Annotated in this window: 14 protein-coding genes; 6 read left to right on the top strand and 8 right to left on the bottom strand. The window is 69.0% G+C overall.

Going from position 1 to position 22,165, the window contains the following annotated elements:
• The first annotated feature begins 69 nt into the window (after positions 1-69).
• Positions 70-672, top strand: a complete 603-nt coding sequence (locus tag ENSA7_RS44335) for a PP2C family protein-serine/threonine phosphatase (RefSeq protein ID WP_181234236.1) — start codon at positions 70-72, stop codon at positions 670-672.
• On the opposite strand, the gene ENSA7_RS29420 is transcribed toward ENSA7_RS44335, so the two are convergent.
• Positions 656-1,801 carry a choice-of-anchor L domain-containing protein gene (locus tag ENSA7_RS29420; protein WP_106092694.1) on the bottom strand — a complete coding sequence of 382 codons (1,146 nt, stop codon included), beginning with the start codon at positions 1,799-1,801 and terminating at the stop codon, positions 656-658. The genes ENSA7_RS44335 and ENSA7_RS29420 overlap by 17 nt on opposite strands.
• A 126-nt stretch (positions 1,802-1,927) precedes the next feature.
• Entirely contained in the window at positions 1,928-2,698 is a 771-nt protein-coding gene (locus tag ENSA7_RS29415; RefSeq protein ID WP_106092693.1) for a glycosyltransferase family 2 protein, read from the bottom strand.
• Between the two features lie 135 nt (positions 2,699-2,833).
• Here ENSA7_RS29415 and ENSA7_RS29410 point away from each other — a divergent pair, with 135 nt between their 5' ends.
• On the top strand, positions 2,834-3,148 hold the full coding sequence (locus ENSA7_RS29410) for a hypothetical protein (protein ID WP_106092692.1): 315 nt from the start codon (positions 2,834-2,836) through the stop codon (positions 3,146-3,148).
• Here the strand turns inward: ENSA7_RS29410 and ENSA7_RS29405 are convergent, their stop codons facing one another.
• From ENSA7_RS29405 to ENSA7_RS29395, 3 genes are all read right to left on the bottom strand, one after another.
• Positions 3,149-4,120 carry a glycosyltransferase gene (locus tag ENSA7_RS29405; protein WP_181234235.1) on the bottom strand — a complete coding sequence of 324 codons (972 nt, stop codon included), beginning with the start codon at positions 4,118-4,120 and terminating at the stop codon, positions 3,149-3,151.
• Between the two features lie 64 nt (positions 4,121-4,184).
• Complete coding sequence (locus tag ENSA7_RS29400; RefSeq protein WP_106092690.1) at positions 4,185-8,111, bottom strand: DEAD/DEAH box helicase family protein; 3,927 nt, start codon at positions 8,109-8,111, stop codon at positions 4,185-4,187.
• Between the two features lie 33 nt (positions 8,112-8,144).
• Positions 8,145-10,301: a M3 family metallopeptidase gene (locus tag ENSA7_RS29395; RefSeq protein ID WP_106092689.1), complete on the bottom strand. Its 2,157-nt coding sequence runs from the start codon at positions 10,299-10,301 to the stop codon at positions 8,145-8,147.
• A 200-nt stretch (positions 10,302-10,501) separates the two neighbouring features.
• Here ENSA7_RS29395 and ENSA7_RS29390 point away from each other — a divergent pair, with 200 nt between their 5' ends.
• Positions 10,502-11,350, top strand: coding sequence for a formylglycine-generating enzyme family protein (locus ENSA7_RS29390; RefSeq protein WP_106092688.1), 849 nt, complete (start codon positions 10,502-10,504; stop codon positions 11,348-11,350).
• A gap of 71 nt (positions 11,351-11,421) precedes the next feature.
• The gene (locus ENSA7_RS29385; protein WP_146158259.1) at positions 11,422-14,337 is read left to right on the top strand and encodes a hypothetical protein; all 2,916 of its coding nucleotides are present in this window, start codon (positions 11,422-11,424) and stop codon (positions 14,335-14,337) included.
• A 6-nt stretch (positions 14,338-14,343) separates the two neighbouring features.
• On the opposite strand, the gene ENSA7_RS29380 is transcribed toward ENSA7_RS29385, so the two are convergent.
• Positions 14,344-15,561: a glycosyltransferase gene (locus ENSA7_RS29380; RefSeq protein WP_181234234.1), complete on the bottom strand. Its 1,218-nt coding sequence runs from the start codon at positions 15,559-15,561 to the stop codon at positions 14,344-14,346.
• Between the two features lie 80 nt (positions 15,562-15,641).
• Between ENSA7_RS29380 and ENSA7_RS29375 the strand changes: the two genes are divergently transcribed.
• Positions 15,642-17,324 (top strand): IgGFc-binding protein, encoded by a 1,683-nt coding sequence (locus ENSA7_RS29375; protein ID WP_106092685.1) that lies wholly within the window; start codon positions 15,642-15,644, stop codon positions 17,322-17,324.
• Between the two features lie 9 nt (positions 17,325-17,333).
• Here ENSA7_RS29375 and ENSA7_RS29370 read toward each other — a convergent pair whose 3' ends face one another.
• Together ENSA7_RS29370 and ENSA7_RS29365 are read right to left on the bottom strand one after the other, a co-directional pair.
• Positions 17,334-18,182 (bottom strand): endo alpha-1,4 polygalactosaminidase, encoded by an 849-nt coding sequence (locus ENSA7_RS29370; protein WP_106092684.1) that lies wholly within the window; start codon positions 18,180-18,182, stop codon positions 17,334-17,336.
• 45 nt (positions 18,183-18,227) lie between these two features.
• Positions 18,228-19,145 carry a LysR family transcriptional regulator gene (locus ENSA7_RS29365; RefSeq protein ID WP_181234233.1) on the bottom strand — a complete coding sequence of 306 codons (918 nt, stop codon included), beginning with the start codon at positions 19,143-19,145 and terminating at the stop codon, positions 18,228-18,230.
• An 83-nt stretch (positions 19,146-19,228) separates the two neighbouring features.
• Here ENSA7_RS29365 and ENSA7_RS29360 point away from each other — a divergent pair, with 83 nt between their 5' ends.
• Entirely contained in the window at positions 19,229-22,150 is a 2,922-nt protein-coding gene (locus ENSA7_RS29360) for a serine/threonine-protein kinase (RefSeq protein WP_106092682.1), read from the top strand.
• Positions 22,151-22,165 lie beyond the last annotated feature (15 nt).

Here is a 22,165-nt window from a genome sequence, read left to right as displayed (position 1 = left end):
TCCGGTCCGCGCTCGCGGGACCCCGCGCGACGGCGCGTCGGCGCCAGATCTGCTCCGCGCGACGCTCCCATGCTCCCGGCCCGCTGCCGCCAGGAGCTGAGCGTCGAGGACGGGTTCTGGGTCGGCTGGCTCGGGCCCAGCAAGCTGCTCGTCGTGTTCGCTTCGGCGCCCGTGGTGGCCGACATCCTGCCGACCGCCAGGTTCGTGCGCCACGTGCTCGACGGCCGCAGGACCCTGCGCGATCCCGAGCTGGTGCTCGACGCCCTTCACCACTGCGCCAGCGACGAGCGACTGCTGAGCGCGGTCGCGGTGTTGTGGCGACCCGAGCGGGCCGAAGTCGCGTGGATCGGCGACGTGCGCGGCCACCTGATCCGTCGCGGGCGACTCGTCGCGAGCACGCGTGATCACACCCTGGCCAACGAGCTCGCAAGCACGATGACATGCGAGGACAACCCCGCGCTCGCCCGCATCGTCACGCGCTCGCTCGGTGGGCCCAGCGTTCGCTCCGACGCACAGACCTGGACCCTGGCCCCCGGCGACGCCCTGCTGCTGTGTGCGGCCCACCTCCACGACTTTCGGCCGCCCGCCCACTACCTCGACGACGCGCTCGACCCCACGCGCTCGCTGCCGGGCCGCCTCTTGATTCAGGATCGCGTCAGCCCGGAACCGTGACCGGCGGCCCGCCCTCGCAGTTCCACGAGAAGTTGTCGAGGATCACCACGCTGTCGAGGATGTTGTCGCTGAGGTCGAAGATCGCAAACACGATCGTGAAGTCCTCGCCGGGCTCGACGCCCGCGCTGGTCGTGAGCCACTTGGTGCCCGCGTGGCCCTGCATGGCCGTACCCTGCAGCTCGGGCGCCGTGCACGGGTTGGGGCAGTCGTAGGGGTTGGAGGCGTCCTTGTAGTCGAGGAACCCGGCGTTGAGGGAGATCGGCGCGCCCATCTCGTCAAACGAGACGTTGCCCGTCCACTTCTCGCTCTCGAGCCACGCGATGTACATGTCGTTGTAGCTGGACTGATAAAAGGCCGGGTACTCCGTCGAGAAGAACGCGAGGTTGTAGCTAAACCCAGTCGCGCCAAACGGGACCTCGCCGGTCATGCGCATCTCGGCGTAGTCGTAGGCGCCGTTGCCCTGGCTCCACTGCTCCTGGATCGTGTTCGAGCAGTCGCCCGTGCCGATCAGGTTGGGGTTGTTGACGCAGTCGGTCATCAGGCCGTTGTCGACGGGCGTGGGGTTGAGCGGCGCCGGAAGGTTGAGCGGATCGTTGCCAACGTGGGAGGTCGAGGCGTACTGGCCCGGAATCGTGAGCTGCTGCGCGATCCCGCTGGACAGGATCACCATCTTGTCGCCCTCGAGGGGTGGATACGTGGCCGGATTGTACGTGCCGAGCTGACCGGTGTGCACATACAGGGCGTCGACGTGGCCGGTGTACGCGGTCGTGACCTCGTACTCACTCGGACAGTTGACCCCGATCGCGTGCCAGGGATCGCTGTCGTCGTCGCAGGGGGTGTGCAGTGGCGCCGCGCAGCCACCGTTGGCGCCGCCGTCGGGCACCCCGGCGATGTCGAACTTGGTCCCGCTGCCGCCCGTGGTGTCGTCGGTGGGATCCGCGTCACCGTCTCCGGCGGTGGGATCCGCGTCGCCGTCGCCCATGGTGTTGTCGCCGTCGCCGTCGCCTGTTGGGCCGTCTTCGGTGCCGAGGCTGGCATTGCCTTGATCGAGGCTACCGATCCCGTCGGCGCTGGTGCCCGCGCCAGCATCTTTCGGGCTTCCACACCCAACGGTGAGGCCCAGGGCCATGCAGGAGCTGACAGACAGGCGAGCGAATGACGACGGTAGAGACATGGGCATGGCGTTAATCCCCGCCGAGCGAGCGGCGCGTAGTCCCAGCCTACCAATATTATGGGAGGGGTTGGAAAAAGATACTCACCCCAAGCCCAGCGGCCGCGTCCGCTCGCCCCACCCGCGCCAGTTCTTGACCGTCACCCGCTTGGTCAGGTGATAGCGGACGTCATTCAAGGACTTGCGCAGCGGCTGCTTGCCGCGCTCGCTGGGGTGCCACTGATGCAGCATTGCGGTCTGATCCTGTATCCAGACTTGGCGCAACCCGGCGCTCCCGGCCCGGAACCGCATGTCGTTGTCTTCTTGGCCCCAAAACGCGAAGCCCTCGTCGTAGCCGCGCACTCGCTCGAAGAACTCGCGGCGCGCGACCTGACACGCGCCCGTGCCCGTGGCCTTGCGAAACGGCGCCGCCGCCAGCAGCTCGGGGAAGTCGTCCAGCGTCCACGCGCGCTCGGCCAGCCGCTCGGGGAGATCCCGGCAGTGGCAGACGACGAACGCCGCGTCGCGCTCGCGCGCCTGAGTGCCAAGCAGCGTCGCCGCGAAATTCGGGGCGAAGATCATGTCGGCGTCGGTGCAAAACACGTAGCGCCCGGCGGTCTGCTGAATCCCATAGTTGAGCGCGCGGGCCCGGTTCCAGGTCTCGCTGGTGTCGACCCGGACCAGGCGGGCGCGGTGGCGCTCGCACAGGTCGCGCAAGGCTGCGGCTTGATCCGGCGAGCTGCCGAAGTCGGTGATCACGATCTCGAGCGTGGATGGATCGAGCTGCTGCCAGCGGAGCGAGCGCAGGCAGTTCTCGAGGCGCGGACCGCTGCGGTCGCGGACGGGGATCACGGCGCTGAGCTGCACGTGGGGCATTGGGGCGGCAGGGTACTGGGTGATTGGGTCCGGGGCCAGCTCACAGCGGCGGCGGGATCAGGTCGCTCGGGAATGCCGACTACAGACAAGCCCCACATTGTCTGCAGGGTCGAGCCATTTCACGAGCGAAAAACCATGATCGAGTACAAGCAGGTGAAGATCCCGAGCTCCCCAGAGGACTGGCAGCTCTACTGCGGGACCGAAGGCGACGTCGCTGCTGCCACAGCGTTGACTCGAGCTGCGAAGCGAGCGGTCGACCTGATCGCCAACGCCAAGCTGAGCGACGCCCGGCGCGTCCAAACGCGGGCGCTGGCGATCATCAACGAGGTCCAGCTGCAGCACGATCGCGTGGGGGCCGACGACACCGAGCCCCACGTCGAGGCGCGACGCGTCGTGGTCCGGGCGATGCAAGTGGTCGCCGGCATCGAGGTGGACCCCGACTCGCTGTGATCAGGCCCCGCGGCCCACGCCATGCTGTTCCGCGAGCAGCGGCAGCGCCAGCGCCGAGAACAGCTGCCGGTCCGCGTGGGCGCGCACGTAGGCCGCGTCGATCTTCGGCACGATCGACTTGGTCCGCACCGACGCATACCAGTGCACGACAAGCGTGTCCTCGCTCATCACCTGATCCAGCGGCGGCGGTGATCCGCCCACGCGAAACCAGTGCCGGCTGATCTCGGGCCCAAGCGGGTAAAAATACCGCGGCGGCAACACCCGCAGGTCGGCCTCGCGCGAGTGTGCGAGCGTGTCCTGCAGCAGGTGGGTGCCCAGCGCGAAGCGCACCAGCACCCGCGAGTCGGGCACGGCGAGCATGTTGTTCAGCAGCCGCCGCACGAACGGGTGCCCCGGCTCGGCCCCGACCACCGCGTTGTTGGCCGCCGCGGGGTACAGCGGCTCGATCGTCCGAAACCCCCGCCACCCGCCGGGCACCACGCGATACAGCTCCCGCGCCCCGGCCCGCAGCAGGTTGGCGGCGCGCATCGGCAGGTCCTGCGAGCGCTTGACCGCGGCCGGCCAGATCACCCGCTCCTCGCCACAGAACGCGCCGTGCTGAGTCCTCAGCGCATCGAGGCGGCGCACCGTGATCGTGTCGAGATCCAGATACACGCCGCCCTCGCCGACCAAGATCGCTACCCGCAGCAGGTTGGCGCGCGCGGCCGGGGCCTCGAGCTTGGCATAGATATCCGCGAGCGCGCCGGCCCCGTCGCCGACCGCCTCGAGTAGCTCACCCGCGTCGATGCGCCGCGCACAAAACTCCGGCAGCTCGTTCAGCTCCGCCCAGACTGGCGTGCCCGACAGGTCATCCGCGTGATGGAGGATCACCTGATCAAAGCCGCCGCGCAGCGCCGCCGAGCGGATCGACAGCGCGTGCACCCACGGCAGCTGCGGGCCGAACCAGATGAAGTGCGCGACAGCTGGGATCACGGGGCCGGAGCCTAACAGGCGACTCGGTCGGGTGCGGAGGGCGTCGGTCCCGCTCTCGGCCGCTTCAAGGCGCATCGCCGAGGCTGCGCCAGGTCGCATCGTCGACGGAGGGGATCCGCCACGCCCCCTCGGACCAGCGACCGACGCCCGCGTAGCGCCACGCGTCGCCGCTGCGGGTCAAGACAAACGCGGTCTCCGCTGGCGCGCGGTCGCCAACGGGGACATCGACTCGGTCGGGCGCAACGAGGAGCCCCTTGGCATCGACCAAGATGAACAGGTGCCCGTCGATCCGCGATGATCGGCCGCGCGGTGGCTCGTGGATGCCGAAGGCCTGGTCCCAGTCGCGCACGACGCTGCCCACGCTGGGCCCGAGTTGCTCGGGCCGAACGCCCTCGACGAGCCGCGCGATCACGACTGTCGTCGCATCGATCTCCAGCTCGGGCTCGGCGGGGTTGTCGGAGCGCAGGCGAACCCCGCCGTCGACACGGACCACGCGCTTGAGGTGGTGGCGCTGGCCCTCGTCGACGTCGCCGCGCGCGAGCAAGACCACGCGCCCCACCAAGGCGGCGAGCCCGGCCCCTCGCGCCCACTCGAGCACGGCCCAGTCGCCGTCACGCAGCGGCGTGTGCCCGCCGTCCATCGAGTGGCCGGCGACGCGCACGGCGAAGCGGTCGGGCCGAGGCTCGATCGGCAGCCGCACGAGCTCAGCCTCGGCTTCGACTGTGGCCTCGCCGAGCTGGCCCGCCGCCGCCCGCAAGCTTGGGTACGCGACGAGCATGCCGCGGGGCGCGAACTCGAGGACCTGGCCCAGCGCTTCGACCCACCAACCTTCCGGGCTCCGGCGAAACCGAACCCCCGCGTCCGTGCCTGGCTTGCCAGCCTCGGAGCCAAACCACTGGCGCATGAGGTCGGGTAGGCCGTTGGTCCGCTGCCCAGTCGGGCGCGCCACGTTCACGGCGACCTGAACGAAGCGAAAGCTCCAGACTTCGCCGGTCTCCAGGCGCACGTCGACCTCGCCGCGGGGCAGCGCGTCGCGGTCGCCGGGCGGCAAGAACAAGATCGGATCCCTGCCGTTCCAGCTGACCTTGCAGATGAACGACGTCGCCGCGTCGGCGCCCCCGACCTGGCGCCGACGGTAGGTCGCGAGCCGCCAGTCGACGATGTGTCGGGTCAAGCGCGCGAGGGCTTCGGCGACCGCGGGATCGTCGGGCGCACCCTTGCGAAACCGAAACACGCCGTCCTCGATCACGAAGGACGGCCGCTTGCCGCCGGTCCAGGCTGCGATCGGGTTCTTCTCCCAGTAGCGACGCCATTGGTCGTGATCGGGCTGACGAGGATCGCTCAGCGCTTTGACGCCATCGAGATCCGCGAGCAGGTCGGGGTTGCGCAACAGCCAGGCATGGCTGGCGCGGCACAGCTGCTCGATCGCCATGCCAGCGAACAGCGCGTCGTGGGCGAGCAACACCTCGAGCACGACCATCTTGAACGACTTGGTCATCGACGAGCGCTCGAGCTGGCGCAGCCAGTCGTGCCCGCTCACGGCCTGTCGCTCGATCGCGCTGAGGTCCCCCTCGGCCTCGACGAAGCCATACCAGTGCCCATGCTGGGACCGGACGGACGCCGGGTTGAGGCCGCGACGCGCGAGCTCGCCCGGGGTCGGCCGAATACCTCGGGCCTCGCGGAGCTCACGGTAGATGCGAACCGTCTCGTTGCGCGACCCGGCCGGGAGCAGCTTGGCGAGCAGATCAATGACCTCGAGCTCGAGCTCGACGCGACAGCCGGCGGGCAGGTGTAGGGCGGCCTGATCGCGCAGGAATTCATGCAAGCTGGGCGGCTTCGGCGACAGCGACAACAGCGTGCGCACGCGCTGCAAGAACACCTTGTGGTTGCCGACAAAGTCGATGACCTGCAGCGACGCCTTGCCCTCGGCGACCCGCAGACCACGACCGAGCTGCTGAAGAAACACGACGGGCGAGGCGGTTGGGCGCAGCATGACCACGCGATCGATCCGCGGGACGTCGAGGCCCTCGTTGAACAGGTCGACGGCCACGAGCGCCTCGACCACCCCTGCCTCGAGCTCGGCGAGGACCCGCTCACGATCGCCAGAGCGCGGGCCCGTGTGCACGGCCTCGGCCGCGACCCCCCGCTCGCGCAGCCAGTCTCGAACGTAGTCCGCGTGGTCGATCGAGACGCAAAACACCAGGGTCCGCTGGCCGGGATGGTCCTGCCACGCCTGCCAGAGCTTCTCCATCCGGGCCTCGCTCGTGGCCAGGCCCGCGAGCACCTCGGCGGTGTAGCGCGACCACGACTGGCGCTGGTCGTAGGCGATCGTGTCTCGAATACCGAGGTAGTGAAACGGGACCAGCAGCTCGCGCGCGATGCCCTCGCCGAGGTCAGCGCGGTACGCGACATGGTCGTCGAACAAGCTGGCGACGTCGGCGTCATCGGCCCGCTCGGGCGTCGCGGTGAGACCAAGTAAGAAGCGCGGCGCGAGCTGTGCGAGGAGCCGTCGATACGAGTCGGCCGCGGCGTGGTGGCACTCATCGATGATCACGTAGTCGAACGCGTCGGGGCGGAGCGCCTCGAGCGTGCGCGGACGCGTGAGCTTTTGAACCGACGCGAACACGAACTGCGCGTCGAGCTGGGTCGCGTCACCGACGAATAGACCAAACGACGCGGTGGGGAACACCCGGCGGAAGGTCGAGCGGGCCTGGATCAGCAGCTCACGGCGATGGGCCACGAACAACACCCGCGGCGGTCCGCTGACCTGGGCGGGCTGGTCCAGCTGGTCGGCGAAATTGCGGACATCGAACGCCGCGAGGAAGGTCTTGCCGAGCCCCGTCGCGAGCACGACGAGCGCGCGGGCGCGTCCGTCGGCGCGGGTGTTGGCGAGGATCTCCAGCGCGTCGAGCTGGATTCCGCGGGGCTCGGCCGGCGCCGTCGCGGTCGCGTCGGCGAGCTCGGCCGGCGGCAAGCGGACGGCGCTGGTTTCTTGGGCCCGACGCGCGTAGTCCTCGAGCCACGCCAGATCGAGGGGACGCGCGCGCGCCCACAGCTCATCGAAGGCGACGACGAGCTCTCGGTAGGCCTCGGGCTGGCGCGCGCGCTCGACCCGGAGGTTCCACTCGACCCCGTGGGTCAGCGCCGACCTCGACCAATTCGAGCTCCCGACCCACGCGACGGCGAGCGACGGGCCCTCCATGCGCCAAGACTTGGGGTGAAACGCGCGACCGCCCAGGGTCTTTGTCTCGATGATGTGGACCTCGAAGCCGCCCAGCGTCTCGTCGGCGCTGTCGGCCTCCTGGGTCCGGTCGAGCAGCTGGTAGAGGGCCTGGGTCTGGGTGATGTGCAGGTAGTCGCCCGTGATGACGCGAAGCTTCGCGCCGCGGGCGAGCGCCCGATCGATCGCGTCGTTGAGCAGCTCGACGCCGCTGTCCTGCACGAAGGCCGCGACGATGTCGATCACGTCGGCGCGCAGCAGCGCCGGACGCAGGTGGTCGTAGAACGGATCACGAAGACCGCCGGTCGCGAGCTGATGGCGGGGTCCGGGGCTCGACGCTGTGGCGCCCGCGTCCGCCCGCCACGGGCCCGGATCCCGCCTGGCCGCGGGCAAGCGCCCCGGCTCCTTGTAGTTCCCCCGCTCGGGGATCACAAACCGGACACCCCCGCGGGGATCGTCGACGTCTCCATCCCAGCGCGGGATCACGTGGACATGCAGGTGAGCCACGGTCTGGCCGGCCGCCGCGCCGTCGTTGATGCCAATGTTGTAGCCGTCCGGCTGCAGCTCACGATCGAGATCGGCCTTGACTCGATCGACGAGCTGCAAGATCGCGGCTCGCTCCGCCTCGGTGGCCTGAAACCAGCTCGCCACGACGCGCTTGGGGATGACGAGCGTGTGGCCCTCGCTGACCGGGTAGCCGTCGCGGATCGCAAAGGCCAGCTCGTTGGTCGCGACCCACTGGCTGCGGGGGATCGACGAGAATACTGACATTCGACGGCCGACCCCTCGCGGTGAGCGTGCGCGCTACTTGACCAACCCACGCCGGACCAGCAGCGCGTCGACGGTCGGCTCTTGCCCGCGGTAGCTGACATACTGCGCCATCGGGTCCACGGTGTTCCCCTTCGACAGAATCAACTCCCGAAATTTATCCCCATTCGCCCGCGTGAGCCCGCCCTGCGTGCCCATGAACGCGAACGCGTCCGCGGCCAGCACCTCGGTCCACAGATACGCATAATACCCAGCCGAGTACCCCCCAGCGAACGTATGCGCAAAATACGTCGACTTATACCGCGGCGGCACCGGGGCGTAGTCGACCCCGTGCTTGGCCAGGGCCTGATCCTCGAACGCCTGCGCGTCGGTGATCTCCGCCCCGCTGGCGATCAAGTGCCACTCCATGTCGAGCAGCGCCGCCCCGAGATACTCGAGGCTGTCAAAGCCCTGGTTGAACTTGCGCGACGCGAGCAGCTTGTCGAGCAGCGGCTTCGGGATCGGCTCGCCGGTCTGGTAGTGCTTGGCGACATTGCTGATCACGATCGGGTCGATCAGCCAGTCCTCCTCGAACTGCGAGGGAAACTCGACATAGTCGCGCGGCACGGAGGTCCCGGCCAGGCTCGGATACAGCGCGTCCGAGAACAGGCCATGCACGCCGTGTCCCATCTCGTGGAACATGGTGGTGGCCTCGGCGAAGGTCAACAGCGTGGGCTCGCCCTTGGCCGGCTTGGGGATGTTGAGCACGTTGACGATCACGGGCTTGCGCTCGAGCAGCCTGGACTGGGGCACGATCGCGCCCATCCACGCGCCGCCGCGCTTGCCCTCGCGCGCGTAGTAGTCGGCGTAGAACAGCCCGATGCTGGTCCCGTCCTCCTCGAACACCTCGAAGGTGCGCACGTCCGGGTGATACACGGGCAGGTCGGTGCGCTCCTCGAAGCGGATCCCGTAGAGCTTGCCCATGGTGAAGAACACGCCGTTTTGCAGCACGCTCTCGAGCTCGAAGTAAGCTCGGATCTCGGCCTCGTCGAGCTCGAATTGCTTGGCCCGCACCTTCTCGGCGTAGTAGGCCCAGTCCCAGGCCTGGACCTCGAAGTTGCCGCCGGCCTTGGCCTTGTCGCGCTTGATCGCCTGCTGGATCTGCTTGGCCTCGGCCTTGGCCTTGGCGGCGGCCTTGGGGGCCAGATCATCGAGGATCTTCAGGACCGCGTCGGGGGTCTTGGCCATCTGCTCCTCGAGCACGTACGCGGCCCAGGTCGGGTAGCCAAGCAGCTTGGCCTTGGCCGCGCGCAGCTCGACGATCCGCAGCAGCGCGGGGCCGTTGTCGGCGACCCCACGCTGGGCCGAGGCCTCCCACACACGCTGGCGCAGGGCCCGGTTCTCGAGGCTGCTGAGCACGGGCTGGCGCGTGGTGTTGAGCAGGTTGATCAGGTACTTGCCCTCGTGCCCGGCCTCGGTCGCCGCGGCCGCGAGGCCCTTGATGTCGGCGTCCGACAGCCCGGCGAGCTCGGCGACGTCTTCGACGATCACGGCGCCGCTGGTGCTCGCGGCGAGCAGGTTCTGTGAGAACTCGGTGGTGAGCTGGGACAGCTCGCTGTTGATCTGGCGGATCTCCGCCTTGGCGGGCTCGTCGAGCTGAGCGCCGGCCCGGACAAAGCGCGCATAGATCTCCTCGGCGAGTCGCTTGTCCTCGCCGACCAGCGGCTCGCGGGCCTGGTACACGGCCTCGACCCGCGCGAACAGCTTGGGGTTGAGGGTGATCGAGTCGGCGTGCGCGGACAGCAGCGGCGCGAGCTCGGACTGAAGCGCGCGCAATTCCTCGGTCGAGACGGTCCCGGTCAAGCTGAAGAACACGCTGGCGGTCCGCTCGATCAGGTCGCCGCTGCGCTCCATTGCGACCAGCGTGTTCTCGAAGCTGGCGGGCTCCTCCGAGCTGGCGATCGCCTCGATCTCGGCGGTCTGCTCGGCCATGCCGCGCTCGAAGGCCGGGCGGAAGTGGCTGAGCTCGATCGCGGCGAAGTCGGGCGCCTGGTACTGGAGCGTGCTGGTGGTGAACAAGGGGTTGTCGGCTTCCACGGGCGTCTGCTCTGGGCCGTCGGTGACCGTCGGCTGTGGGTCTGGGGCGGGATCATGGGCGCACGCGGACAGGGCCAGCGAGCCAGCGAACAGGGTGACCAGTGAAGCAGTACGCATGGGAGTCGCGGACTGTACCACCCACAGCGCGCGGGTCTGCTCCGCCCGTCGTGCGCGCTGCCGCCAGCGGCGAACGGGTTCGGAGCCCGGTTTCAGGGGACGCAGCGGCCGACGAGCCGCGTTGGCGGGCGCGCAACGCAACGTTCGAGGCCGCCCAAGAGGTCGTTGACCCCGGCCCCCGTCGGTGGAACGATTGCCGAATGATCTGCGATTTGCGCCTCTGCACCGCGCTGCTGCTGTCGACAGCGCTGCTGTGTATGGCATGCACCGGCGACGACGCGCCGGCCGATGAAGAAGACGAGACGGGGATGGACCCGGGGCCCGACACCGACGACGAGCCGCTGTTCATCCCGCTCGGCACGATCTTGATCCCCGGCGGCGAGGTGTGGCGCGGCTGCCTCATGGACGACAAGGACTGCGACGCCAACGAGAACCCGGGCGGCATGATCAACGTCTCGGCGTTCTTCATCGACGAGCACGAGGCGACCGTCGCCGAGTACAGGCGGTGCGTCGACGCTGGCGTCTGCGAGGAGACGGCCGACGATCCCGACTGCAACCTCTCGCGCAGCGATCGCAAAGATCACCCGGTCAACTGTCTGAGCTGGAATCACGCCACCAGCTTCTGCGAGTGGCGAGGGCTGCGGCTCCCGACCGAGGCCGAGTGGGAGCGAGCGGCCCGCGGCGATCAGCTGCAGCTGTATCCGTGGGGCGACGACCCACCCACCTGCGAGCTCGCGCGGGTCGACACCTGCGGAAACTCGACGGCGCCGGTCGGCTCGGTGCGCGAGGGCGACTCGCCGTTCGGCATCGCCGACATGACCGGCAACGTCTCGGAGTGGGTGTCGGACTTCTACGCCGCCGACTACTACAGCGAGAGCGTGGGCGAGGACGACCCGCAGGGCCCCGCCAGCGGCAGTGAGCACGGCGTGAAGGGCAGCGCGTTCACGGTCCCGCCCGGGTTTCCGGCCCAGCGAATCTCCAAGCGCAACTCGGCCTCGCCCGACTCGACCGTGCGCATCTACGGAGTCCGCTGCGCCCGAGATCGGTAGGGGCGATGCGGCGATCTGCTCCGCGCCCACGTGTGCTTGGACGGGCTCGGTTGGCGGGGCTGGCGGGCATCGTGGGTTCGATCGGCGTCGCGGTGGGCGGCGCGATCGCGTGCGCGGAGCTGGGCACCGTGGACTTTGGCGTGTGTGGCAACCGGATCCTCGAGCCCGAGCTGGGCGAAGACTGCGACGGCTCGGCCAGCAACTTCGGCGAGAACGCCACTTGTGGCGCGCCCGGCAGCGCGGTCGCGTGCCGGCTCACCTGTGACTCGAGCTCGACCAAGACCCAGTGCCCGCCGGGGTGGGGCTGCGGCACCGACGGCGTGTGCCGTCGACCCAACGCGGAGTTCGAGCTCGTCACGCTGCCCGGGCTCGCGCGCGGCGTGGGTGATCTCGACGGCGACGGCCGCGACGACGTGGTCCTGCGCGGGTTCCAGGGTGAGGCATCGATCGCGTTCTTCACCGAGGGCCGCGTGCTCGCCGATCTGTTCGTCGATCCCGCGCGGCGGCCGATCAGCGACTCGCCGGCCGTGCAGCCGATCGTCACGCGCATGACCAAGGACGGGGTCGACGATCTCGCGCTGCCGCTGATCGGTGATGACATCGCCGTGCGGGTGTTCACTGGCGCGCAGAACCGGCTGCTCGGCGACCCCTTCGTCGAGCTGGTGACCGCGCCGTTCGTCTCGCCGGGGACCCGCGACCTGTACACGGTCTTCAACCCGCGCGGCATGCCGCAGTCGGTCTGCGACGTTGGCGGGTGCACGCAGACGCTGTTGCTGGGCAAGACCGACGACGCTGGCACCCGCTTCGCCGTGCTCGAGGATCGCCGCTTCATCCCGCTGTTTCGGCTGCCCGATGACCACCGATCGCAACACGCCGCCGTCGCGCGCTGGGATCAGGGGCGCTCGTGCGACACCCTGGCGGTCAGCTACCGGTCCAGCAGCGATGGCTCGCCCGGCAACCTCGTCGACTTCTTTCCGCTGTGTGCGGGCCCCAACCAGCTCAACCAGAGCATGTCGCTGGCTCCGCTCGGCAGCGTCGACTCGATCTCGAGCGTGAGCGTGTCCGAGCTCGCGGACACCTACAGCCTCGCGCTCGCGGGCCAGGGTGACGTCAACGCCGACGGATTCCCGGACCTGCTGCTCAACGTCACCGACAACGACGCGGCGACCCTCGACGATCCCCAGACCTACGTGGTCTATGGCGCGGGTGACGGCCAGTTCAACAGCTCGCCCGATCTCGCCGGGATGCCCAATCTCGCCGACCCAGACGCGCCGCTGATCCGCGGGCACAGCTGGGCGACCGAGTTCACCGATCCCGAGTTTCGGATCGAGCACGCGACCTGGCCGCGGGCCATGGCCGACGTCAATCACGACGGCCACATGGACTTCTTGCTGACCGCGGGGGTGGTCGCGCTGAGCACCCCGAACCCGACGGATCAGTGCCTGATCGCGGGCGAGGCCGTGCTCGCGGGCCCGCCCGTGAGCCCCTCGGGCGAGCCGGAGTGGGGCTACGCCTGCCTGATGGTGACCAGCGGCGGGCTGATCGACGCCGAGACCGCGACCCGGGCCGAGGTCAGCAGGAACTGGCGCACCAACGACTCGCTGGCCACGGTCGTCGACCTGCGCGGCGATGGACAGCTCGGGTTCGCGGCGATCGACAAGAACAAGATCGAGTTCACGGGCCAGCCCACCGATCACTCACCGATCGACTTTCTGGATCTGCTCTGGCGTGACGAGTCCAGCGCCCAGCTGGTCATGCACACGATCGAGAACACCCGCATCGAGCAGGTCGCGGCGGGGGACATCGACGGCGACTTCACGGTCGACCTCGTGTACGCGGGTGGGTCGGCGCTGCAGGTGATCTGGGGTCCCCCCTACGACTCGGCCCGGGCCACCAACTTCTCGCCGGCCGGGTTTGACCTGCTGCGGGTGTTTGGTGAGGGGCTGCCAAGCGCCAGCCTGGGCGCCGAGCGGGACGGACGGCTGACGATCTTTCGAGACGGCCAGTGGCCCGCGCTGGCCCTGACCGCGCCCGGCAGCTGCGTCACCCGGCAGGACTGCCACGTGCGCTTCGCCGCCGGGGTGCTCGGCGACGAGCTTCACGCGGCTCACTTTGGGTGGGGGCTGGGTCTGGCCCAGACCAGCAGCGACGGCGGTCTGCGGGTGCTGCGGGCGATCAGCGGCGAGGCGGAGCTCGGGCCGGCCTACGACTCGGTCGGTCCCCTGACGCCGCTCTCGGACGTGCTCCCCAGCGCCAAGCCCGATCACAGCACGGTCGTGGCGATCGAGCTCGGGCGGCTCGAGCAAGACGAGGGAACGCCCGCGACGCAGGAGGCCGTGGTCGTCGGGCGCACCGACACTGGGCTCGAGATCGCGGTGCTGCGACCCCGGATCGAGACCTCCCCAACGAACTCACTGTGCAGCGGCGTGTTCTTGGTGGACGTTGGCCAGGGCAAGCTCGAGTCGCGCAGCATGTGCTTTGAATTGGTCGACGTGCTCGCGGTCGACGGCGTGGTCCGGGGGCTCGCGGACGGCAACGATCCCTTCCTCGAGGTCGCCGACGCGGACGGCGACGGCTACATGGATCTGACCTGGGTCACGATCAATGATGAGATCAAGCTCCTGCGGGGCGACGGCACGGGCACGCTGTCGCTGGACTCGCTCATGACCTTCGCGCTGTTCGAAGGCGACGACGAAGGCGAGGACGAAGCGGATGACGAGCAGCCCAAGCGCATTGACTGGGTCCGCTGGATCGAGCTCGATGGCTCGGCTGGGCGCGAGCTCATGAGCGGCGATCTCCTGGGTACCGGGCTGATCTGGGGGCTAAATGTGGGGTTTAGCTCAGAGAACCTCGACCCACGGGGCGTGCTGATGCTCGATGGATTGGACACCCAGAGCGTGGGGCACGTGGGTGACTTTGACGGCGACGGGGTCGAGGACGTGGCGATCGCCGGGCGGGTGCTGTTTGGCCAGCCCGTCAATGATTGATGGGTCTCAACCGAGCCCGTGAAACCCGGTCTCGACTGGCAAGCCGCCGCGCTTGCGCTCGATGATCTCACGATAGAACCGCAGCTCTCGCTCGAACGTGGCGTCCCAGCTCAGCTGCTTGGCGTAGGCGACACCCCGCTGCGCGCGAGCTTCGAATTGACCGTCCTCGATCAGTGAGGCGATCGCCTCGGCGAGCGCGGGCGCGTCGTTGTAGGGCACCGTCAGCCCGCCCTCACAGTCCTCGACCAGCTCGCCCGCGCAGCCCTCGTTGGCGGCCACGACCGAGAGCCCCGAGGCCAGCGCCTCGGCGGTGGACAAGCCAAAGGTCTCGAACTTCGAGAGGCACGGGCAGATGTCGCATGACGCGAAGTGGGCGGCCAGCTGCTCGCGCGAGTCGAGGTAGCCGACGAAGTGCACGTGGTCATGCTCGCGCGCCGCCTGCTCGACCAGGTCCTGCTCGGGGCCGGTCCCGGCGAACACCAGCGCAGGCACCGGGCTCACGCGCTCGCGTAGGATCGCGTAGGCGCTCAGCAGGTTGCGCAGGCCCTTCTCCTCCGAGAAGCGGTGCGGGAACAACAGGATCGCCCGGTCCGACGCGCCGCCGCGAAACCGCGCGACCAGCTCGGGGTCGCGCCGCTGCGGGCTGAAGGTGTCGGTGTCGACACCCAGCGGCGTGTAGTACAGCCGCTCGAGCCCGTTGCGCTGCAGGTTGCGACCGACCCAGCGACTCGCCACGAAGATCGCGTCGAACCTGCGAAACGCCCGACGCATCCACCACCAGCCGAACTGCTCGCCGTAGGGCTCGAGCGCCGGATGCAGCAGGCGCATGCCCAGGCCTGTATAGGTGCGTGGAAAGTCGGCGTGCCAGAATCCAACCAACGCGGGCGCTGGGTCGATCGCGGCGGCGGCGAGCCGGACCAGCGGCGGCAGGAAGATCGGGGAGCCGCACTCGATCACGTCCGGGCGGTGCCGCTCGACGACCCGTCGCAGACCCCGGCTGATCACGATGTTCCGGTACTGCCCGCGTGAGGGCACGCTGTCGCCGATGTGCTCGAACACGACGTTCTCGCTGATCTGCTCGCGCTTGGTGGTCTTGCCCGGCAGCGCGAACACAAACCGAACGTCGTCGCGGGCCCCCAGCACCCGGGCCTTCTCGAGCTCGTAGCGTCGCACGCCGCCGCCGGTTGGGCTCCAGAAGTTGTTGACGTCGAGGACCGTCAGCACGCGCTCGCGTGTAGCCCAGTTGCCGCAAGCGAGCAAGGCTGCCGCGGCCGCGTTATCATCGGCTCGCCGAGGTCGTCCCTATGCATCAGCTCAATCGATCGCTCTCACTCGTGTGTCTGTCTGCGCTCTGCTCGATCGGGCCCGCGTGCGGTGGCGGTGGCGGTGGCCGTGACACTGGCGCGGAGCTCGACAGTGGCATCGGGGTCAGCCTCGGTACCAGCGGTCCAGGAGACGGAGATTCGGGTGACGGAGATCCGGGTGACGGCGACCCGGGCGACACAGATCCAGGCGACGGAGATCCGGGCGACGGTGACCCCGACGGCGGCCCCAAGTTCGACCTGTCCGCGGTGCCCGACTCGGGCGGCGGTGAGCAAGGCCCGATCATCCCCGAGACCTGCCAGCAGGCCGAGGCTGGCGAGAGCACCGTGGGCTGCCTGTTCTTCGGCGCCGACCTCGACTCGCACGACGCGGCGGAGAACCAGCAGTTTGCGATCGCCGTGTCCAACGTGCAGATCGACGATCCCGCGACGGTGACCGTGGAGTCCAAAATGGGCGGGAACTGGAGCGTGATCGCCGGGCCCGTGGTCGTGGCCCCGCTCGATCTGCATACCTTCAATTTGCCGTCGTTCAACCAGGACAACAGCGGAAAGAAGGTCGGTGGCGCGTATCGGGTGAGCTCCGACGAGCCGATCATCGCCTATCAGTTCAACCCGGTCGACGGCTCGAGCTCGTTCTTGTCCGACGCCTCCATGCTGTATCCGGTCCCGACCTGGGATCGCGTCAATCACGTGGTCGGGTGGCGGGTCATCAACGACGGCTTTGGCAACCAGGGCTCGTATGTCTCGATCATCGCCGCGCACGACGGCACGCAGGTCACGGTCACACCCAACATTGCGACCATGGCCGGCACCGGGGTCCCGGCCGGCCAACCCAACGTGCCGTTCATGATCAGCCTCGACGAGGGCGACCTCGCCGAGGTCATGACGCAGACGCCCGACAGCCACCTGACCGGGACCCGGGTCGAGACCGACGAGGATCACCCGGTCGCGGTGTTCTCGGGCAACGAGTGCACCTTCATTCCGACCAACGTGCAGGCGTGTGATCACATCGAAGAGCAGCTCTCGGGCGTGCGCCTGTGGGGCCAGCACTTCATCGCCTCGCGGGTCCCCCCGCGCAGCCCCGCCGTCGACACCTCGCTGTGGCAGATCTACGCGTCAGAGGACGGCACCACCGTCACGATCAGCGCCGACCCCGAGGTCACTGGCATCCAGAATAACCAGGTCGACCTCAACGCTGGCGACCTGGTCGAGATGTACGTGGGCGGGGTCCAGGCGGTGCCCGGTGACTTCGAGATCGACGCCAACAAGCCGATCGCGGTGATCAACTACATGACCGGCGCCCAGAACCCTGGGGCCAATAACATCGGCGATCCGGCGATGGTGCAGTTGAGTCCGGTCGAGCAATTCTTGCCGCGCTACGTCGTGTTGGTGCCCGGCACCTGGGTCACCGACGTCGCCGTGGTCGCCCGGCCCGAGGGCGCGACGATCGAGCTCGACGGCGTGGCGATCAATGACGCGCTGTTCATCCCGGTCGCCAACAGCGGCTACGAGGTCGCGCGGGTGCCGGTCGCCGACGGCATTCACGTGTTCGACGGCGGCGACGCGGCGTTCTCGATCGTGATCGTGGGCTACGATTCGTACGACAGCTACGCATACCTCGGCGGGACCGGGACTGGGGTGATCAACCCGAACCCGCAGGGCTGAGCACGTCCGTCAGTCACAGCTGACGCGAAACGCGTCGTCGAGCTCGAGCGGCAGCACCAGCGTGCGGATGTCCGCCGCCTCGGCGCGCGGGCACAGCTCGAACGCGGCGGCCTGCGCAGTAGCGAGGTTGTCAGGTGAGACATACTCGGCGTTCCAGATCGGCTTTCCTGCCTGGGTGAACGGCTGGAGCTGCGCGCACTCGTCATATTCGTGGCACTGCTCGTTGAGCGAGAAGTCGTAGTAATCGACCAATTCCACGGCCTGATCACCAGCGTTCTTGAGCCCGATCGCCAAACCCCGGGTGTGCGCGGCGTTGGCCAGCGCTCGGTTGTACGCGAGCTGATCCTCGGCCAGCAGCTCGAACCCGCTGTGGTTGGTGTAGGCGTCGACGTTGTCGGGCTCGACCCCGTCGCAGCCCCGCTGCACGGCGAGATCCAGGCGCGCGAGCATGATCTCCATGACCTTGGGCGAGCGAATGTTCAACCACCGCTCACCCGCCCAGCCGTCGAGCTTGGCGCCGAGGTCGGCGCGATCGAACGCGTCGGCGTCCTCGCGCCACTCCTCCCATGATCCGGCGGAGAAATAGCAGATCACTCGGCGATCCTGATCCTGAAGCGCTGCGATCTGCTCGGCGCTGACGTCAAACAGATCCAGATCGTAGACGTCGACCGCATAGCTGGTGTTGAGCCCGGCCTGACCTTCACGGACCTGCAGCTGCCACTGCCAGGTCGTGGTCGTCGTCGGTCGGTACCACTCACCCTCGGTGAGCGGGTCGACGGCAGGGTCGAGCGGCGGGTACTGGTTGTCGACGCACGCGCCGACGAACACGAGCAAGGCAGTCGAGATCGAGGCGCGCACAGCCGATCTTAGCCGGAGAACGGCTCGCGCGTAGGAGTCTGTGCGTCACCCCTCTGGGATCTGCTCGACGTGAAGCGAGAACACGCCGCTGCAGACCTCACGGATCAGCCGCGCCGCGGCCTGGCTGCGCGGTGTGTCGGCCTGCGCCTCGGGGATCAGCGCCCACAGCGAGCTCCGACGACCCACCAGATCTGGCAGCACGACCTCGCGCGGGGTCCCAGGGATCAGGTGGCGCATCGGCTGACTGTCGGGCAGCAGCGCGATGCCATGACCGGCGGCGGCCAGACAATGAAGCACGTAGACCTGATCGCTCACGAGGTCGGGCGTGATCGGGAAGCTGCCGCCCCCGAGCAAGGGCAGACACGAGCCGTCCTCGCCGGGCGGGCACCAACTCATGAGCTGGTGTTCGCGGAGCTGCTCTAGCGTCTGCGGGCGGCCGTGGGCATCGAGGTACTCGGTGCTGGCGATCAAGTGCTCGGGAAACCGACTGAGCACGAAGGTACGAAACGGCCCCGCGGGCACGGCCGGGGCGAAGTGCAGGACGAGGTCCGTGTCCGCGGGCAGATCTGCGGCCGGGTCGCGGGTGATCTCGAAGCGGACCGCGAGCTCGGGGTGGCGCTTGCCGATCTGCCGCATCAGGACCATGAGCAGCTGCGGCGGCAGGCCGACAGACGCGCGGATGTACAGCTCGCCGAGCAGCTCGTCGCGCTGGCGCCTGGCCGCTCGCGCCATCGCGTCGGCGGTGGCCAGCAACGCGCGTGCTTCGGCGGCGAACTGTCGGCCGTAGTCCGTGGCGATCACACCCTGATTGGTGCTGACGAGCAGCTTGAGGCCGAGGTTCTCCTCCAGCGCGGTCATCCGCGCGTACAGGGTCCCACGCGAGACCTTGAGGGCCTTGCTGGCGTGTAGCACCGATCCCGAGTCGAGGACCGCGATGAGAGCTCGCAGCTGGCTGAGTTCCATGGCTGCGGGCATGTTGGCACAGGCGCTCGCGGCCGCGGGCTCGTTGGCCTTGGCCCGCCCCAGCGCCGGGGTACCATTGGTCGATGGCGAAGGCCTTCAGCGAGGGTGATGAGCAGACCCTGCTCGCGGACGGTCCCTCCGAACAGCCGAGCGCGCCGCCCAATCTCGACGCGCAAGCTCGGCTTGCCCGCGGCTCGGCGCTGGGTCGCTACCTGGTGCTCGAGCGGGTCGGCGTGGGTGGCATGGGGGAGGTCTACGCGGCCTACGACCCCGAGCTCGATCGCAAGGTCGCGATCAAGCTGCTGCACGCCCAGCGCGGCGTCGGTTCGACGAGCACGGGCGGCGCGACGCGGCTGGTCCGCGAAGCCCAGGCAATGGCGCGCCTGACCAACCCTCACGTGCTCACCGTCCACGACGTCGGCACCTTCGGGGACCAGGTGTTCATGGCCATGGAGTTCGTCGAGGGGCGGACGCTGGGGCAGTGGCTCGAGGACGACCAGCCGGGCTGGCGCGAGGCGCTGGAGGTGTTGATCAAGGCCGGGCGAGGGCTCGCGGCCGCGCACCAGGCAGGGTTGATCCACCGCGACTTCAAGCCCGACAACGTGCTGCTGGGCGCGGATCACCGGGTGTTGGTCGCTGACTTCGGGCTCGCGCGGGGCCACGCGGACAAGCCCCCGCAGGCGAGCCAACCGGTGACGCCAGCGGCGGCCAGCTCGAGCCTGGACACGCGGATGACGGTCACGGGCGCGGTCATGGGCACGCCCGCGTACATGTCCCCCGAGGCCCACGCGGGCGCGGTCGTCGACGCGAGCAGCGATCAATTTGGGTACTGCGTCGCGCTATACGAGGCGCTGTACGGCGAGCGGCCGTACGCGGGGGAGAACGTGGCGGCGCTGACCTTTCAAGTGCTCCACGGCGAGGTCCGCGAGCCGCCGGCCGGCACCAAGGTCCCAGGCTGGCTGCGCAAGGTGGTGCTGCGCGGGCTCTCGCGGGATCCCCAGGATCGCTACGCCGACATGGATGAGCTGATCCGTGCGCTGAGCCGTGATGTCGGCGCGGAGCGGCGGCGCATGGGCGTGGCCGCGATCTCGCTGGCGGTGGTGCTCGGCGGCGTGGGGCTGGGCGTCGCGCTTCTCAATGATGACGCCGACGATCCCACGCGCTCGTGTGTGGCCGCCGAGCAGCTGCTCGTCGATGTCTGGGACGGCGCCCGCAAGCGAGAGATCCACGCGGCGATCGACGCGAGTGGGATCGAGTACGGCCCGCAGACCTGGCGGGCGCTCGAGTCCACGCTCAATGCCTACACAGGTGAGTGGCTGGCGATGCACCGGGACGCCTGCGAGGCCACCCACGTGCACCACCAGCAGTCGCTGCGCATGTTGGATCTGCAGGTCGCGTGTCTCGGCGATCGCCTGCATCAGCTGCGAAGCTTGACGGAGCTGCTCGATCAGCCCGACCGCGAGCTGCTCGCCAACGTCGAACGGATGGCCTCCGAGCTGCCTGGGGTGGCCCGCTGCGGCGACACCAAGCTGTTGTTGGCGCGGGTCGCCCCGCCCGAAGATCCGAAGGTGCTCGCCGAGGTCGAGCAGCTGCGCGGGCAGCTCGCGCGGGTGTCGGCGATGCGAGCGGCCGAGCGCCTGGACGCCGCCGCGGCGCTCGCCGGGCCGCTGGTGGAGCAGGCCGCAGCGCTCGACTATCCGCCGATCGAGGCCGAAGCCGTGTACGAGCGCGGGCGCGTGCGGGCAGCCCTAGACCAGCCCGAGCTCGCCGAGGACGACCTGTCCCAGGCGGTGGCAGCCGGGATCGCCAGCGGCCACGATGAGCTGCTCGCCAAGGCTGCGATCGCCCTGGTCGGCATGTTGGTGGCTCGCCAGCATCGGCTGCGCGAGGCCGACCACTGGCAGGGGATCGCGGCCGCGGGGATCCAACATCTCGGCGGCGACCCCAAGCTCGAGAGCGAGCTCCTGATGTTCAGCGCGCGCGGGCTGACGGAGCGCGGCGAGCTCGAGGCTGCACACGCGGCCGCGCGCGCGAGCTTGATGTTGCGCGAGGAGCTGCTGGGCCAGGACCACATCGAGCTCGTCCCGACGATCGCTGCGGTCGGACGCGTCGAGTATGTCCGGGGCGAGCACGCCAAGATGGAGGCCAGCTTCCAGCGGGCGCTGAAGATCCTCGAGCGACACTACGGGCCGACCCATCCCGCGCTCGCTGGCGTGCTGTCCAACTTCGCGGTCGCCCATCTGGTTCAGGGGCGGGTGCAAGCGGCGGCGGATCAGTTCGAGCGGGTTCTGACCATGCGCACGCAGCAGCTCGGCGCCGATCACATCGCCACGATCGACGTCCGCAGCAACCTTGGGATCTCGCTGATCAAGCTGGGCAAGCACGCCGAGGCCGAGCCGCACCTGCGCCACGTTCAGGAGGTCTACGAGCGGCGCTATGGGCCGGACAACCTCGACACCGGCGAGGCCTACGTGAACCTGGCCACCGCCGTCGAGCCCCGCGACGTCGAGCTTGCGCTTGAATACGTGCGGCGCGCGGCCGCCATCTTCGAGGCTGACACCACCGATCAAGGCAGGCGTCTGGCCGGGGTGCTCGACCAGCAGTTTCACCTGATCGAAGACCGCGACCTCGAAGCCGCCAGCGAGCTGGCGAACCGAGCCCTCGAGATCACCCGGCGGATCCACGGGGACGCCGATCCCAAGACCCTGGAGCTGACGCTCGATGTCGCCTCGATCAAGCTCGCGCGCGGGGATCTAGCTGGCGCGCGCGCGTTACTCGAGCCGACCCTCACTGCCCTCGAGGCCGCTGACGAGCCGATCGAGACCGGGCGCGCGTACTTTTTGCTTGGCCAGGTGTTGGTGGGTCTCGGGCACGAGCAGGTCGGGCTGGAGAAGGCCGAAGCTGGCCTCGCGATGCTCGAGGCACAGGACGCCGCGGCCGAGCTGGATCAGAGCCTGCCGAAGCTGATTGAGAAGGTCTCGACCTGGCTCAGCGCGCGGCAGTGACGGGTCTAGCCCGCA

This window comes from Enhygromyxa salina, assembly GCF_002994635.1.
GTDB classification, from domain to species: Bacteria; Myxococcota_A; Polyangia; order Nannocystales; family Nannocystaceae; genus Plesiocystis; species Plesiocystis salina_B.
Note: the sequence above shows the minus strand (reverse complement) of the source record. Positions and strands in the feature narration are given on the sequence as shown.

Excerpts from the sequence above, each read along its gene's own strand:
- ENSA7_RS29395 (WP_106092689.1), bottom strand. The coding sequence starts at position 10,301 with ATGCGTACTGCTTCACTGGTCACCCTGTTCGCTGGCTCGCTGGCCCTG.
- ENSA7_RS29375 (WP_106092685.1), top strand. The coding sequence starts at position 15,642 with ATGCATCAGCTCAATCGATCGCTCTCACTCGTGTGTCTGTCTGCGCTC.
- ENSA7_RS29415 (WP_106092693.1), bottom strand. The coding sequence starts at position 2,698 with ATGCCCCACGTGCAGCTCAGCGCCGTGATCCCCGTCCGCGACCGCAGC.
- ENSA7_RS29390 (WP_106092688.1), top strand. The coding sequence starts at position 10,502 with ATGATCTGCGATTTGCGCCTCTGCACCGCGCTGCTGCTGTCGACAGCG.
- ENSA7_RS29365 (WP_181234233.1), bottom strand. The coding sequence starts at position 19,145 with ATGGAACTCAGCCAGCTGCGAGCTCTCATCGCGGTCCTCGACTCGGGA.
- ENSA7_RS29420 (WP_106092694.1), bottom strand. The coding sequence starts at position 1,801 with ATGGCCCTGGGCCTCACCGTTGGGTGTGGAAGCCCGAAAGATGCTGGC.
- ENSA7_RS29400 (WP_106092690.1), bottom strand. The coding sequence starts at position 8,111 with ATGTCAGTATTCTCGTCGATCCCCCGCAGCCAGTGGGTCGCGACCAAC.
- ENSA7_RS29410 (WP_106092692.1), top strand. The coding sequence starts at position 2,834 with ATGATCGAGTACAAGCAGGTGAAGATCCCGAGCTCCCCAGAGGACTGG.
- ENSA7_RS44335 (WP_181234236.1), top strand. The coding sequence starts at position 70 with ATGCTCCCGGCCCGCTGCCGCCAGGAGCTGAGCGTCGAGGACGGGTTC.
- ENSA7_RS29360 (WP_106092682.1), top strand. The coding sequence starts at position 19,229 with ATGGCGAAGGCCTTCAGCGAGGGTGATGAGCAGACCCTGCTCGCGGAC.